Consider the following 15,105-nt stretch of genomic DNA (forward strand, 5'->3'; position numbering starts at 1 on the left):
TCGACTCGCGCTAGCCTGGCAGATGAACCGGCTGGCCATGCGGCGTGGTCAGGTAGGCGTTTTCCCATGCCTGCCGCACCCTGTCGCGTTCGCCGTCACCTGCCTCTCCGCTTTCGGCCAGCAAATCCTCAAGCGTTTCGAGCCAGGCGTTGAAATAGTCAGCGCCGCCGTTCAGTTCCCGTTCCAGCCCGTGCCGCTTCAGCGTTGCCGAAAAGCGCGCCGCCCAGTCCGGCCAGTCGAAGCGGCCGGTTTCGTTCAGATGCACGGTCAGCGCAAAAAGCTGCGCGTGCCAGGGGTCTTCGAAAACCGGTTCGGGTGCAGAATCGCTCATACCGGCTCCAGATAGCTTTGCCAGAGGTCCAGAACCACGTCGTCCTCGGGGTGTTCGGGGGCGGCCCACAGCGCGGATGCGTGGAACACCACCGCATAAAGCGGCTCTGGCGCTTCGCCCAGACCATGGGCGTTGCTGTCTGGCAGGACATGCGCGCCATGCAGGCGGAGGATGTATCCCAACGCGCCCTGAGCGTAGACCGGCAAACGGGTATGCCCCCCCTCAACCAGCCGGTTTGCGGCGGGCCGCAAGGTGCGGACCGCCTGCCCCTTGGTGAAACGCGGCGCCAGCGGGCTGGGCCGGTCGGCGGGTCCGCCACTGGCCAGAACGCCAGCAACCGAATCGGCGCGCAGAGCCTTGGCGGCCAGTTCACGCAGGTCCGAGTCCCCGGAACCACTCAGATCACCCACACTCAGCACCCCGGTTTTCACCAGCAGGTCGGCCAGCGCCGCGATCCATTTTTCGTAATAGCTGAAGCGGGCATAGTCCTGTGGCGACAGGCATTCACGGGCATGGCGCGAGATGTCGATGTTCCATTTGCCCAATGAACCGCAGGCCAACGTTACCGCCAGAACCCGCGCGTGCCAATCTTCGGCAAAGACCGGCGCGTCCTCGCGCTCGGGCACAACCGGACCATCGCCAAAACGGCCACCCATGTCATGCACGCGGGTCATGGCGCGCCCTCCGGCGCACGCGGCAGGCCGGTGCCGATCATGCTGTCGCGGGTGACCAGCGCCGCCAGCGCCTGTTCCGACAGACCGTCGCTGCCCTCGGGCCGCATGGGCAGGACCAGATAGCGAATCTCGGCGGTCGAATCCCAGACCCGCACCGAAGTCTCGGGCAGCAGTGTGACCCCGAACTCTGCCAGCACCTTGCGCGGCGCACGCACGGCGCGGGCGCGATAGGCGTCGGATTTGTACCAGCCGGGCGGAATGCCCAACAGCGGCCACGGGTAACAACTGCACAAGGTACAAACGACCATGTTGTGCTGCGAGGGCGTGTTTTCGACCACCACCATATGTTCGCCCTGACGGCCATAAAACCCCATCTCGGATACTGCGGCGGTCGCATCCTCCTGCAGCGCGGCGCGAAAGCCGGGATCGCTCCAGGCGCGGGCCACCACCTGCGCGCCGTTTCTGGGGCCGATACGGTTCTGGTAGGTGTCGATGATCTCGTCCAAAGCTGCCGGATCGATCAGCCCCTTGCGGGTCAGAATCGTCTCAAGCGCCTTGACACGCAGCGCCGGATCGGGTGGCAGAAGGGCATGCGGATGGTCGGAATGGTCATGTGGCATGGGGTCAGAGTGCGACCCCCGGACCGCCCCTGTCCAGTGCCTTTCTCGTGATGGTGCCCATCATCGGTTCTGATGCCATTCCTCCCTTGCCCCTGCCCGCAAACTTGCATACATACCGCGCGATACACGGCCCAAGCTGCTCAGGATTTCCGATGGAAAACGTCGTCCTCATCATTCACCTTCTTCTGGCCCTCGGGCTGATTGCCGTTGTGCTGATGCAACGGTCCGAAGGGGGTGGTCTGGGCATGGGCGGCGGCGGTGGCGGTGCGATGACCGGCCGGGCCGCGGCCACGGCGCTGAGCAAGGTGACCTGGGTTCTTGCGACCGCGTTCATCATCACCTCGATCACGCTGACGATCATCGCGGCAAAGAACGCCTCGGGCAGCTCGGTCATCGACCGGCTGGGAGTGTCGGCACCCGCCACAAACGACGAGGGCAGCACTGATCTGCCCGCAGGTCAGGACCTGCTGCCACCGGGTATCGACGAAACCGGTCCGCTGACGCCAACCGCCGAATAATCCACTACACCTTGCCATCCGGGAAAGAACCGCAACAGCATCTTGCGGTTCCCTTGCGCAATGCGCGCGAATCCTTTATTAGTGAAGTCCCGTGATGCAGCGGTTTTTCAGCGGACCGCCGGGCACTCGAATCTTGAAGTCTCACGGGGTAATCGGACACTTATGGCGCGTTTCATCTTCATCACGGGCGGGGTCGTATCCTCGTTGGGCAAAGGTCTTGCATCGGCGGCTCTGGGCGCGCTGTTGCAGGCGCGCGGCTTTTCAGTACGGCTGCGCAAGCTCGACCCCTACCTGAATGTCGATCCCGGCACGATGTCGCCGTTTGAACATGGCGAGGTCTTCGTGACCGATGACGGGGCCGAGACCGATCTGGACCTTGGCCACTATGAACGCTTCACCGGGGTTGCGGCGCGCAAGACGGACTCGGTCAGCTCGGGTCGCATCTATTCCAACGTGCTGGAAAAAGAGCGGCGCGGCGATTACCTGGGCAAGACCATTCAGGTCATTCCCCACGTCACCAACGAGATCAAGGATTTCATTTCGATCGGCGAGGATGAGGTCGATTTCATGCTCTGCGAGATCGGCGGCACCGTCGGCGATATCGAAGGCCTGCCGTTCTTCGAGGCGATCCGCCAGTTCAGCCAGGACAAGCCGCGCGGTCAGTGTCTGTTCATGCACCTGACCCTGCTGCCCTATATCAAGGCCAGCGGTGAGCTGAAAACCAAACCAACCCAGCACTCGGTCAAGGAACTGCGCTCGATCGGGCTGGCACCGGATATTCTGGTCTGCCGCTCCGAGGGGCCGATCCCGGCCAAGGAACGGGAAAAGCTGGCGCTGTTCTGCAATGTACGGCCCGACAGCGTGATCGCCGCACAGGACCTCGGCACCATCTATGACGCACCGCTCGCCTATCACGCCGAAGGGCTGGATCAGGCGGTCCTGGACGCGTTCCAGATCAGCCCCGCCCCGAAACCCGATCTGACCAAATGGGAAGATGTCAGCGACCGCATCCACAATGCCGAAGGTCAGGTCAAAGTGGCCATCGTCGGCAAATACACCCAGCTTGAGGATGCCTATAAGTCAATCGCCGAGGCGCTGACCCATGGCGGCATGGCCAACCGGGTACGCGTCAAGGTCGAGTGGGTCGATGCCGAGGTCTTCGACAGCGAAGACGCCGCGCCTTATCTTGAAGGCTATCATGCCATTCTGGTCCCCGGTGGCTTTGGCGAGCGCGGCACCGAGGGCAAGATCAAGGCGGCGCAATATGCCCGCGAGAACAATGTGCCTTATCTGGGTATCTGTCTGGGCATGCAGATGGCGGTGATCGAGGCGGCGCGCAATGTGGCCGGGATCGCCAAGGCGGGGTCCGAAGAATTTGACCACGAGGCGGGTCAGAAACGGTTCGAACCGGTGGTCTATCACCTCAAGGAATGGGTGCAGGGCAACCACAAGGTTGAACGCAAGGTTGGCGACGACAAGGGCGGCACCATGCGTCTGGGGGCTTATGATGCAGCCCTGAACGACGGCTCGCTGGTGGCCTCGGTCTATGGGTCCACCGCCATCGAGGAGCGCCATCGCCACCGCTATGAGGTGGATATCAAATACCGCGACAAGTTGGAAAAGGCCGGGTTGAAATTTTCCGGCATGTCTCCTGATGGCCGCCTGCCCGAGATCGTGGAATGGACCGATCATCCGTGGTTCATCGGCGTGCAATTCCACCCCGAGCTGAAATCGAAGCCGTTCCAGCCGCACCCGCTTTTCGCCGATTTCGTGCGCGCCGCCAAAGAAAGCTCGCGTCTGGTCTGATGGCTCCGGGGCGCTCAGCCGCCCCAGGTCTCGCGCAGCACGCGCATCCAGTTCGACCAGCAGATGCGCTCTATCCGGTCAGCGGTGTAGCCATGGTGTTCCATGGCTGCGATCAACGCGGGCAGTTTTTCTGCCCCGTTCAGCCAGAGCGGCGGGGTACAGCCATCGAAATCAGAGCCCAGCGCCACGCCCTCCTCTCCCAACGCGCCCAGCAGATGGTCGAGATGCGCCATCACCACCGACTCGGGGATATCCGGGTTGGGCTGCCCATCAGGGCGCAGGAAGGTGCTTTCGAAGTTCAGGCCGACCACGCCGCCGCTCTGCGCGATCAACGCCAGTTGGTCATCGGTCAGGTTGCGGGCATGCGGGCTGATGGCATGGGCGTTGGAATGGGTCGCCACAAGCGGAGCGTCGCTGATCGCCGCCACATCCCGCACGCCCGCCGCGTTCAGGTGGCTGAGGTCCACCATCACCCGCATCTCGTTGCACCTCTCGACCAGCGCGTGACCCATCGCCGTCAGACCCGGCCCGGTATCGCCGTCGGAAGGGTAGCGGAACGGCACGCCGTGACCGAATCGATTCGGTCGGCTCCAGACCGGACCAAGTGAGCGTAAGCCCTGCTCATAGAGCCATTCCAGTTCCTGCAGGCTGTCGCTGATCGCTTCGGCGCCTTCCATATGCAGGACCGCCGCGACCTTGCCGTGCTGACGCGCGGCTTCCATCTCAGCCACAGATCGACATAAGCTCAACGATTGAAGCTTTTGTAAATCAATCAAAATATCCGCTTGAACTCGCGCCACGCGCCACGCGTCTTCTTGTGCAATCTCGGCAGGCAATGGCAGATCATAGGGGCCATAGATACCATCGAAATCGATCGTACCGGGTGAGGCCACCCAGATCGCGAAAAAGCCGCCTCCGAAGCCGCCCATTGCGGCGCGAGCGGCGTCCAGGTGCCCGGAAAGGCCGGAGCCGAATGTAGGGGCCGCCGCGACGCCGCCTGCCTCGAACAGCTCGGTCAGAACGTCGTTATGTCCGTCAAATATCAGCATGTGCGCAGCCTGTTCGAAATCCGGCGCGGGAACAAGCGGCACTCCGCACAACCGGCAACTTGCGGGTGAATTCGCTTAGGGTGTAGTTCGCGCTTGGCGACCCGCGCTTTCCGCGATAATTTTCGCCCATGTTGAAAAAGCTCTTCCAGGCGTTCCGCCCCGCCGAACCCGCCCCGCTACCCGATCCGGATGCCGAATTGGCATTGGGCGCGCTGCTGGTGCGGGTGGCGCAATCCGACCGTGACTATCAGGTCGAAGAAATCAGCCTGATCGACCGCATCCTGGCCCGGCTCTATCAGCATAACGCCATCGAGGCCGCCAAAGTGCGCGCCACCTGCGAAAAGCTGCACGCCGCCGCCCCCGACACCGATACGTTCGGCAAGCTGATCCGCGAAACCACCGGGTTGACCGAACGGCTCGCCGCCATCGAGGCGCTGTGGGAGGTCGTGCTGGCCGATGGCGAGCAGAAGGAAGGCGAGCTGAAGATCGTGGAAGAGGCCCGCGTCGCCATGGGGCTGAGCTACAATGACAGTCAGGCCGCGCGCCGCCGCGTGATGGACCGTGTCGCACAGGCCCTTGGCTGATCTGCCTGACGCTTCTATATCTGTCTCATGTTCAAGGATTTCCTCTCCCGCCTGACCCAGGAAACGCCAGATGATCTGGCCGAACCTGACGCGCGCCTGGCGCTGACCGCGCTGCTGGTGCGGATCGCACGCTCTGACGACGATTATGCCGACGCCGAGATTCGCCGCATCGACAAGATCATCGAGGCACGCTACGGGCTGAGCCCTTTCGAGGCGGCGCATCTGCGTGGTCAGGCCGAAACGCTGGAAACCGAAGCACCCGACACGGTGCGCTTCACCCGCGCCATCAAAGAGGCGGTGCCATATGACCACCGCAAGGCCGTGGTCGAGGCGGCCTGGTCGGTGGTTCTGGCCGATGGCGAACGCAGCGAAGAGGAAGATTCGCTGCTGCGTCTGGTCTCCAGCCTGCTGGGCGTGAATGACCGGGATTCCGCCATCGCCCGCCACAAGGCCGCACGCAGCTAGTTGGCAACGCCTGCGGGCACCCCGCTTCGTACAATGCCGCTGGATCAGGCAACAAGCTCCGAATCCGCCTCCGCCGATGCTCGAATCGGTGCATTCAGGCGCTGTTTTTTGCGTTTTGCACATTGCATTACGCCAATTTTTCCGACCTAGTAGCGCATTAACAGTTCACAACATACGGACCCGTCGTGTCAGACAGCCCTCCCGTTATTCAGATCAGGAACCTTCACAAGAGCTTTGGACAACTTGAGGTCCTCAAAGGTGTGGATGTTACGGCCCATCGCGGCGACGTTGTTTCACTGATCGGATCGTCGGGCTCTGGTAAATCCACGCTTCTGCGCTGCTGCAACCTGCTGGAGCACAGCCAGGAAGGCGAGATTCTGTTCAAGGACGAGCCGGTGCGCTGGCGCGGGGAGGGCCACCACCGCTACCCTGCTGATCCCAAACAGGTGCTGCGCATCCGCACCAATCTGAGCATGGTGTTTCAGCAGTTCAATCTGTGGGCGCATATGACCATCCTGCAAAACGTGATGGAGGCGCCGGTGACCGTGCTGGGCCGTGACCGGGACGAGGTCGAGGACAGCGCGCGCAAATACCTGCACAAGGTGGGCATCGGTGACAAATGCGATGTCTATCCCGCGCAGCTATCCGGCGGCCAGCAGCAGCGCGCCGCCATCGCGCGCGGCCTTTGCATGGAGCCCGAGGCGCTGTTGTTCGATGAACCGACCTCGGCGCTCGACCCCGAGCTTGAGCAGGAAGTGATCAAGGTGATCAAGGATCTGGCCGCCGAGGGCCGCACGATGATCATCGTCACGCATGACATGAAAATGGCCGCCGATATTTCCAGCCACGTGGTGTTTCTGCATCAGGGGCTGATCGAAGAAGAGGGTCGTCCCGAAAAACTGTTCGGCGCACCCGAATCCAACCGCTTGCGGGGCTTCCTTTCCGCCACGCAGGCTGCATAAATCAAAACACGACCAAATAAGGGGAGACCACTCATGAAGAAACTGATTCTGACCACCGCCGCACTGGCGCTGAGCGCTGGTATGGCAATGGCCGACACCGTGCGGATGGGCACCGAGGGCGCCTATCCTCCGTATAACTTCATCAACGACGCCGGCGAAGTCGACGGGTTCGAGCGCGAAGTGGGCGACGAGCTGTGCACGCGCGCCGGGCTGACCTGCGAATGGGTCAAGAATGACTGGGATTCGATCATTCCGAATCTGGTCTCGGGCAACTACGACACCATCATCGCAGGCATGTCGATCACGCCCGAGCGGGACGAGGTCATCGACTTTACCCAGGATTACTTCCCACCCGCCGCCTCGGCCTATGTGGCCGCAAGCGCGGATGCGGATATCGAAGATGTCGTTGCCGCCCAGACCGCCACGCTGCAGGCGGGTTTCGTCGCCGATAGCGGCGCGACTCTGGTCGAGTTCGCCACACCGGAAGAAACCATCGCCGCTGTCCGCAACGGCGAAGCCTCGGCAGTGTTCGCCGACAAGGACTTTCTGGTGCCGATCGTCGAGGAATCCAACGGCGAGCTGATGTTCGTTGGCGAAGATGTCGCGCTGGGGTCCGGGATCGGCGTCGGCGTGCGGGAATCGGACGGTGAGCTGAAAGGCAAGCTCGACGAGGCGATCACCTCGATGAAGGCGGATGGTTCGCTGACCGCGCTGATCAAGAAATGGTTCGGCGAAGGTGCGGTGACCTACGGCGAGGACGGCTCGGTCGTCACCAACTAAGACCTTGGTCTTCGGGTCCGGCGCGGATCGCGCCGGACCCGTTCCGGAGCCCTCCGACAGGGGCGCTCCGGGTTTTGAAAGCTGACACATGTTTTCCTTCTGCGCCGATCCTGACGCTCTTGGCACGTTTCGCTGGTTTTCCTGCTATCTGACCAACGGCGTGCACATGTCCTTCTACCTGTCCTTCGTGAAGGTGCTTGTGCTGCTGGCGGTCACGGCCCCGGTGGCGCTGAGCTTCGGCTTTGCCGGTGCGATGGCGGCGCGGTCGCACGTCTTTCCGGTCAGCTGGCTGGGCAAAGGGTATATTGCAATCGTGCGCGGCGTGCCCGATATCGCCTTTTTCCTGTTCTTCGTGATCGCGCTGGATCAGGGCTTTGAATGGATGCGACACCAGATCCTGTGCCCGGACTGGGACGCGCCGATTCGGCAAGGCAATGACTTCCTTGTCTGCTCGAACGCGAAGCTGCCCCTGGGGTCCGCCCCGCAATGGGTGCATCAAACCTATAGCTTCTTTCTGGCGGTCATCACTTTCTCGATCGTCTTCGGTGCCTTTGCCGCAAATGTCCTTTATGGCGGCATGCGCGCGGTGCCCCATGCGCAGCTTGAAACCGCCGAGGCCTATGGCATGTCGCGCCGCCAGACTTTCTGGCGGGTGCTGGTGCCGCAGATGTGGGTCTATGCCCTGCCCGGCCTCAGCAACCTGTGGCTGGTCTTGATCAAGGCCACGCCGCTGCTGTTTCTGCTGGGGATCGAAGACATCGTCTATTGGGCGCGCGAGCTGGGCGGCACCAAGACCTCGCGGTTCACAGACTATCCCCATCCCGACTGGCGCATGTGGTATTTCCTGTTCCTTTTGGTGTTCTACCTGGGCTTTACCCGCGTTTCAGAGATCGTTCTTGAAAAGCTGATGGTGCGGCTAAGCCATGGTCAGGCGACCACCGGTGGTGAAGCGCTGCGCAAGCAGGTGACAGCATGAAAAACTGTATCCAGACCATTCAGGATTACGGACTGCGCTCGATCGGTATTGGCGAGCGGCGGCTGCCGACCTCGGATTTCACCCTGTGCGAGCAGTTCACGCTGATCGGTTCGGGCATGATGTGGAACATCTATTTCGGGATCATGGCGCTGGTCACCGGGTTCCTGCTGGCCACCGCGCTGGCGGTCGGAAAATCCTCGAAGAACCGCTATATCCGCAAACCGGCGCAATGGTTCATCTTCCTGTTCCGCGGCTCGCCGCTCTTCATCCAGTTCTTCTTTGCCTATTTCCTGTTCCTGTCGCTGAAGAAGACCAACCCGATGTTCGATGCCTTCACCTCGGCCTGGCTGGGGGCGTTGATCGTTCTGTTCCTGAACACCGCCGCCTATTCGGGCGAGATTTTCTACGGCGCGCTGCGCTCGATCCCCAAGGGCGATGTCGAGGCCGCCGATGCCTATGGCCTGAGCGGCTGGGCGCGGTTCCGCCGGGTGATCTGGCCCACCATGCTGCGGCTGGCCTGGCCCGCCTACACGAATGAGGCGATCTTTCTGTTCCAGGCCACCACGCTGGTCTTTTTCTCGGCCTTTCCGGCCTGGCGGCAAGAGGGCGATGCGCTCTATTACGCCAGCTATTTCGCGGACAAGACCTTCAACCCGTTCATCCCCTACCCAATCCTGGCCTTCTATTTCATCCTCTTCACCCTCTTCATCGTCTGGATGTTCGGACGGATCAACACGCGACTGAACCGGCACCTGCCGCAGGCGCAGAAGAAGAAGCTGCGGCTGCGGCTGAATCTGGCGCGCTAGAGGGCCCGCATGGATCTGACCACGCTGCGCACATTCCGCATCGCCGCCTGCGATCTGAACGGTCAGATGCGCGGCAAATGGGTGCCCGGCGCCTATGGGGCCAAGCTGGAAAGCGGCGCGTTGCGGATGCCGCTCTCGGCGGCGAATGTCGATCTCTGGGGCGCTGATATCACCGACAGCCCGCTGCTGTTTGAAACCGGCGATGCCGATGGCATCCTGCGCCCGACCGAGCGCGGCGCCGTGCCCGCGCCCTGGGCGCATGCCGAAACCGCGTTGGTGCCGATGGTGCTGCATAATGAGGATGGCACGCCGTTCGACGGCGATCCGCGCCATGCGCTGGCCCGTGTATTGGGCGGCTTTGACGCGCGCGGCTGGACGGTTCTGGCCGCCACCGAGCTGGAATTCACGCTGGTTGATGCCAGCGGCGACAGCTTGCGCCCACCGCGCAATCCGCTGACCGGTCTGCGGCTGGAAAGCCCGGCGGTATTGTCCCTGGCCGAGATGGACGGGTTCGAAGGGTTCTTCAACGATCTCTACGACGCCTGCGCGGCCATGGACATTCCGGCGCAGGCGGGGATATCGGAAAGCGGCATCGGCCAGTTCGAGGTCAACCTGACCCATCAGGACGCGATGCGCTGCGCCGATGATACCTGGCTTTTCAAGACGCTGGCGCGCGGGTTGGCCCGCAAACACGGTTTTGCCGCCAGCTTCATGGCCAAACCTTATGCCGAGGATGCGGGCAACGGGATGCATGTGCATTTCTCGGTTCTGGATCGCGGCGGGCGCAACATCTTCGACGATGGCGGTCCTGAAGGCACTGACGTTTTGCGCCATGCGGTGGCGGGCTGTCTGGCGGCAGCCCCTGCCTCGAGCTTGATCTTCGCGCCGCATGGCAATTCCTATGACCGGCTGGTGCCCGGCGCGCACGCGCCTACCGGCCTCTGCTGGGCATATGAGAACCGCACCGCCGCGATCCGCATCCCCGGCGGACCACCCGCCGCGCGCCGGATCGAACACCGCGTGGCCGGGGCCGATATCAACCCATACCTGCTGCTCTCGGCGTTGCTTGGCGCGGCGCTGAGCGGGATGGAAGACCGGATGCAGTCCCCTGCCCCCATTTCCGGCAACGCCTACGAAATCGCCGGTCTGCCGCAGCTCTGCACCTCGCTTGCAGACGCCGTGACCCGGTTCGAAAATGACCCGTTGATTGCGCGCGCATTCGCGCCCGACCTGATCCGCAACCTGTGCCTGACCAAACGGCAGGAGGTCGCCGGTTTCGCCGCCCGCCCCCCTGAAACGCATTGGCACAGCTATGTGGAAAGCGTCTGATCCCTTGCCAGAAAATTGCCGCTCCACTACCGTCGGGCCAATTCTCACTCGGTGACTTATGAAAATCGGACTACTGCAAGCCGGGCATCTGGCGGATACCATTGTCGAAACCCATGGCGACTATGACCGGCTCTACCCTGAACTGCTAAAAAATCAGGGCTTTGTCTTTGCCTCTTATCCCGTGGTCGACGGTGTCTTTCCCGACGGGCCCGGTGCCGCCGATGGCTGGCTGATCTCGGGCTCGCGCCACGGGGCCTATGAGGATCACGACTGGATACCGCCGCTGGAGCACCTGATCCGCAACATCCGTGACAGCGGCGTGCCGCTGGTGGGCATCTGTTTCGGCCACCAGATCATCGCGCAGGCGCTTGGCGGCAGGGTCGAGAAATTCGACGGCGGCTGGGCGATCGGCCCCACCGATTACGCCGAGGATGATAACACGCTCACCCTGAACGCCTGGCATCAGGATCAGGTCACGCGCCGCCCCGATGGCGCGCGCGTGACGGCCAGCAACGCGTTTTGCGAAAACGCCATGCTGACTTATGGCGACCGGATCTGGACCATTCAGGCGCATCCCGAGTTCGAGAACAACTTCATCCACGATCTGATGGAGGCACGCGGGCGCGGCATCGTGCCCGACCCGATCCTGGACGCGGCCGAGGCGCGGCTGGCCGAACCCATCGACAACGACACAATTGCGCAGCGTATCGGCGCATTCTTTCGCGGAGCGAGGACCTCATGAGCGACTGGATCAACACCCTGCCCGACGCGGCGCGCGCCTATCTGGACGGGCGCAGGCTGGACGAGGTGGAATGCATTGTCTCGGACCTGCCCGGCATCGCGCGCGGCAAGGCGGTGCCGGCGTCGAAATTCGCAAAACAGGACTATTTTCACCTGCCCGACAGCATCTTCTACCAGACCATCACCGGGGATTGGGGCGAGGCGGCGGATGAGGACGGGTTCATCGAAAAGGACATGATCCTGAAACCCGACATGTCCACCGCCACCGCCGCACCCTGGACCGGGGATTGGACGCTGCAGGTCATCCACGACGCCTATGACCGCGATGGCAACGCGATCCCGTTCAGCCCGCGCAATGTGCTCAAGCGCGTGGTCGATTTGTACCACAAAAAGGGTTGGGAACCGGTTGTCGCGCCCGAGATGGAGTTCTTTCTGGTCGCCCGCAACCTCGACCCCGCCCATGAGATCAAACCGATGAAGGGCCGCTCGGGCCGCCCTGCCGCTGCGCGTCAGGCCTATTCGATGACAGCGGTGGACGAGTTCGGGCCGGTGATCGACGACATCTATGATTTCGCCGAGGCGCAGGGGTTCGAGATCGACGGCATCACCCAGGAAGGCGGTGCCGGACAGTTGGAGATCAACCTGCGCCATGGCGACCCGGTGAAACTGGCTGATGAGGTGTTCTACTTCAAACGCCTGATCCGCGAGGCCGCGCTGCGCCATGACTGTTTTGCCACGTTCATGGCCAAGCCGATCGCGAATGAGCCCGGCTCGGCCATGCATATTCACCACTCGCTGATCGACATCGAGACCGGCAAGAACGTCTTCTCCGGCCCGCAAGGGGGTGAGACGGACGCGTTCTATCACTTCATCGCCGGGCTGCAGACCCATCTGCCTGCAGCACTTGCCGTGATGGCGCCCTATGTGAACTCCTATCGCCGCTACGTGAAGGATCAGGCTGCGCCGATCAATCTGGAATGGGCGCGCGACAATCGGACCACCGGTATCCGCGTGCCCTTGTCCGGGCCGGAAAGCCGCCGGGTGGAAAACCGCATCGCAGGGATGGATTGCAATCCCTATCTGGGCATCGCGGTCTCGCTGGCCTGCGGTTATCTGGGCCTGACCGAACAGGACCGCCCCCGACGCCAGTTCTACGGGGACGCCTATGAGGGCGACGGCGACATCCCGCAGGTCATGGGACAGGCGCTGGACCTGTTCGATCAGGCGCACGCGCTGCATCAGGTGCTGGGTCCGGATTTCGCCCGGGTCTATGGCATCGTGAAACGCTCGGAATACGAAGAGTTCCTGCAGGTCATCTCGCCCTGGGAACGGGAACATCTGCTGCTCAACGTCTGAACTGCCCACCTTAGCTTCCATGAAAGATTGGTGAAATTTCGCTGCCTTGTGGCGAAGCCCCTTGGCAGATCCCCGCATTAGTTTTATGTTTTCGAAAATGTCGATTAAGCAAGGCGAATATGATGCAGGCTCCCAACGTCCACGAAGCTGAACCCATTCCAGCAGCCGCCCGAGACGCGATCGACGCGCTTTTGCAATCGGGCGATCTGTTTCGCTACACCGCGCCGCAAGACGCGCCGGTGTCCCTGCTTGAGGCGGAGTTTGCCGCATTGCTGGGATCGAAATACGCGCTGGCGGTGTCTTCCTGCTCGGCGGCGCTGTTCCTGTCGCTCAAGGCGCTGGATCTGCCGCGTGACGCGCGGGTGCTGATCCCGGGCTTCACCTTTGCTGCTGTCCCCTCTTCGGTGGTGCATGCCGACTGCATTCCGGTGCTGTGCGAGGTTGGCGGGAACTACCGCATTGATCTGGATGATTTCGAAGCCAAGCTGGACAGCGTGCAGGCGGTCATCATCAGCCATATGCGGGGCCACACCTCGGACATGGATGCGATCATGGCGCTGTGCGATGCGCGCGCCATTCCGGTGATCGAGGACGCGGCCCATTCGCTGGGCACCACATGGGCGGGCCGCAATATCGGTACCATCGGCAAGGTGGGGTGTTTCTCGTTCCAGTCCTACAAGATGATCAACGCGGGCGAAGGCGGCATCCTGATCACCGACGATGCCGATCTGGTGGCCCGTGCCGTGATCATGTCCGGCGCTTATGAGCATAACTGGCAAAAGCACAAAGGCCCGCATGGCGAAAACGCGCCCGATCTTGAGCAGGCCTTTGCCCGCTGGCAGAACAAGCTGCCGCTTTATAACCTGCGGATGAGCAATCTGAGCGCGGTTGTGATCCGCCCGCAATTGCCGGAACTGGCGCGGCGGGTGCGCGACGGCCTGGCCAACCATGACCATGTGGCCGCGCAGCTGAACGCCTCGCCCCATATTGACGTGCCCGCGCCGCTGGCACCCGAGAACCGCGCACCGGATTCGATCCAGTTCAATCTGGTGGGATTGGATGATACGCAAACCCGCGCCTTTGCCGGTGCCGCCGCAGCGCGCGGGGTCAAGGTGCAGGTGTTCGGCCTGAGCGAGGACAATGCCCGCGCCTTCTGGAACTGGCAGTTCCTGCCCGAACAGGTCGAGCTGCCGCAAACCCGCGCCATGCTGATGCGCGCCTGCGATGTGCGCCTGCCGGTCCGGCTGACCCGCGACGAGTTGGACCTGATCGCGGATATCCTGCTGGCCGCAATGGAAGATGCGACCGGCCCGGTCCGCGCCTACGGTACCTGATCGCGGGCACGCTGCAGCCCCTGTTCGAACGTTTGGCTGCCCAGAAACACGCCGCGCGCGCCATCCGGTGTGGCGCGGCCTTTCGACAGGATGCCCACCACTTCCGGCCCGTCGGACCCTTCTACCAGAAGTGGCGCGCCGGAATCGCCCTGCATGATCGGGCAATCCAGAATCGCTACCGCTCGCAAATGACGCGGTGCCTGCGGTTCGCAGGGTCCGGCCCGGCTCAGCACATGAGGGCGCAGGCCGGAATAGCCCGCAACATTCAGGGCTGCGGCGGGGCGATTGGGATCAGCGAGCGGCAATGTTCCGACCTGCTGCCCGATCGGGTCCTTGAGGATCAGCACGGCCCAATCGGCAATGGTCGTGGGTGCGAAATCACGGCTTTGCACATTCTGGGCCGGGTCGGTCACATAATCTGACACCTGGGACACCGCCTGCGCCTCACCTTTCTGGTACCCGGCAACAAAGCGAATGCTGCTGGGCGGAATCCAGCGTTTGCGTGCGCCATTATACAGACAATGTGCCGCCGTCAGAACCAGCCGGTCGGCGACCAGGACGCCGGTGCAGTGCTGGCGGATATCGGTGCTGGCGAAGTTCACCCGCCCGATCGCACGCCAGGGCGCGCTGGCCGCGTCCAGCACCGGCCGTTCACGGATCAAAGCGCAGTCGCGCGCCAGATCGGGCCCCAGCAGGCACAGGCTTTGTGCCTCGGAAAACCCCGAGGTGACAACAAACGCAAATGCCCCCGCAAGCAGGCGCATCACAGGCATG

17 protein-coding genes are annotated in these 15,105 nt (G+C 62.7%); 12 read left to right on the plus strand and 5 right to left on the minus strand.

All coding sequences use genetic code 11. The annotated features are described in order from the left end of the window. Positions 1-10: 10 nt before the first annotated feature. Genes M3P21_RS12870 through nthA form a run of 3 tightly spaced genes read right to left on the minus strand, consistent with a single transcriptional unit; the run spans position 11 to position 1,625 of the window. Positions 11-331, minus strand: coding sequence for a nitrile hydratase accessory protein (locus tag M3P21_RS12870; protein WP_249710449.1), 321 nt, complete (start codon positions 329-331; stop codon positions 11-13). Then, on the minus strand, positions 328-1,005 hold the full coding sequence (gene nthB / locus M3P21_RS12875) for a nitrile hydratase subunit beta (protein WP_249710450.1): 678 nt from the start codon (positions 1,003-1,005) through the stop codon (positions 328-330). Before nthB ends, M3P21_RS12870 begins: the two co-directional genes overlap by 4 nt. After that, a complete protein-coding gene (gene nthA, locus M3P21_RS12880; RefSeq protein ID WP_249710451.1) occupies positions 1,002-1,625 on the minus strand; it encodes a nitrile hydratase subunit alpha in 624 nt (207 codons plus the stop codon). Before nthA ends, nthB begins: the two co-directional genes overlap by 4 nt. A 152-nt stretch (positions 1,626-1,777) precedes the next feature. On the opposite strand from nthA, the gene secG reads away from it, so the two are divergent. Further along, the gene (gene secG, locus M3P21_RS12885) at positions 1,778-2,143 is read left to right on the plus strand and encodes a preprotein translocase subunit SecG (protein ID WP_249710452.1); all 366 of its coding nucleotides are present in this window, start codon (positions 1,778-1,780) and stop codon (positions 2,141-2,143) included. 162 nt (positions 2,144-2,305) lie between these two features. Continuing rightward, on the plus strand, positions 2,306-3,949 hold the full coding sequence (pyrG, locus tag M3P21_RS12890; RefSeq protein WP_249710453.1) for a CTP synthase: 1,644 nt from the start codon (positions 2,306-2,308) through the stop codon (positions 3,947-3,949). A gap of 14 nt (positions 3,950-3,963) precedes the next feature. Here pyrG and M3P21_RS12895 read toward each other — a convergent pair whose 3' ends face one another. After that, positions 3,964-4,998 carry a dipeptidase gene (locus M3P21_RS12895; RefSeq protein WP_249710454.1) on the minus strand — a complete coding sequence of 345 codons (1,035 nt, stop codon included), beginning with the start codon at positions 4,996-4,998 and terminating at the stop codon, positions 3,964-3,966. Positions 4,999-5,126: 128 nt separating this feature from the next. Between M3P21_RS12895 and M3P21_RS12900 the strand changes: the two genes are divergently transcribed. From M3P21_RS12900 to M3P21_RS12945, 10 genes are all read left to right on the plus strand, one after another. Then, positions 5,127-5,582, plus strand: a complete 456-nt coding sequence (locus M3P21_RS12900) for a tellurite resistance TerB family protein (RefSeq protein WP_249710455.1) — start codon at positions 5,127-5,129, stop codon at positions 5,580-5,582. A 27-nt stretch (positions 5,583-5,609) separates the two neighbouring features. Then, a complete protein-coding gene (locus tag M3P21_RS12905; protein WP_249710456.1) occupies positions 5,610-6,047 on the plus strand; it encodes a tellurite resistance TerB family protein in 438 nt (145 codons plus the stop codon). 185 nt (positions 6,048-6,232) lie between these two features. Beyond that, entirely contained in the window at positions 6,233-7,009 is a 777-nt protein-coding gene (locus M3P21_RS12910) for an ABC transporter ATP-binding protein (RefSeq protein ID WP_249710457.1), read from the plus strand. A 33-nt stretch (positions 7,010-7,042) separates the two neighbouring features. Further along, positions 7,043-7,789, plus strand: a complete 747-nt coding sequence (locus M3P21_RS12915) for a transporter substrate-binding domain-containing protein (RefSeq protein WP_249710459.1) — start codon at positions 7,043-7,045, stop codon at positions 7,787-7,789. An 88-nt stretch (positions 7,790-7,877) separates the two neighbouring features. Next, positions 7,878-8,765 (plus strand): ABC transporter permease, encoded by an 888-nt coding sequence (locus tag M3P21_RS12920; RefSeq protein WP_249710461.1) that lies wholly within the window; start codon positions 7,878-7,880, stop codon positions 8,763-8,765. Beyond that, complete coding sequence (locus tag M3P21_RS12925) at positions 8,762-9,571, plus strand: ABC transporter permease (RefSeq protein WP_249710463.1); 810 nt, start codon at positions 8,762-8,764, stop codon at positions 9,569-9,571. Before M3P21_RS12920 ends, M3P21_RS12925 begins: the two co-directional genes overlap by 4 nt. Positions 9,572-9,580: 9 nt before the next feature. Beyond that, positions 9,581-10,900 carry a glutamine synthetase family protein gene (locus tag M3P21_RS12930; RefSeq protein WP_249710465.1) on the plus strand — a complete coding sequence of 440 codons (1,320 nt, stop codon included), beginning with the start codon at positions 9,581-9,583 and terminating at the stop codon, positions 10,898-10,900. A 58-nt stretch (positions 10,901-10,958) separates the two neighbouring features. Beyond that, entirely contained in the window at positions 10,959-11,642 is a 684-nt protein-coding gene (locus M3P21_RS12935; RefSeq protein ID WP_249710467.1) for a type 1 glutamine amidotransferase, read from the plus strand. Next, the gene (locus tag M3P21_RS12940) at positions 11,639-12,997 is read left to right on the plus strand and encodes a glutamine synthetase family protein (RefSeq protein WP_249710468.1); all 1,359 of its coding nucleotides are present in this window, start codon (positions 11,639-11,641) and stop codon (positions 12,995-12,997) included. The genes M3P21_RS12935 and M3P21_RS12940 overlap by 4 nt, the downstream gene beginning before the upstream one ends. A 119-nt stretch (positions 12,998-13,116) precedes the next feature. Beyond that, complete coding sequence (locus tag M3P21_RS12945) at positions 13,117-14,331, plus strand: DegT/DnrJ/EryC1/StrS family aminotransferase (protein WP_249710469.1); 1,215 nt, start codon at positions 13,117-13,119, stop codon at positions 14,329-14,331. Here the strand turns inward: M3P21_RS12945 and M3P21_RS12950 are convergent. Beyond that, a complete protein-coding gene (locus M3P21_RS12950) occupies positions 14,319-15,104 on the minus strand; it encodes a trypsin-like serine peptidase (RefSeq protein ID WP_249710470.1) in 786 nt (261 codons plus the stop codon). The two genes, M3P21_RS12945 and M3P21_RS12950, sit on opposite strands and share 13 nt — an antisense overlap. Between the last annotated feature and the right edge of the window lies 1 nt (position 15,105).

It is taken from the genome of Ruegeria spongiae (assembly GCF_023502395.1).
GTDB classification, from domain to species: domain Bacteria; phylum Pseudomonadota; class Alphaproteobacteria; order Rhodobacterales; family Rhodobacteraceae; genus Ruegeria_C; species Ruegeria_C spongiae.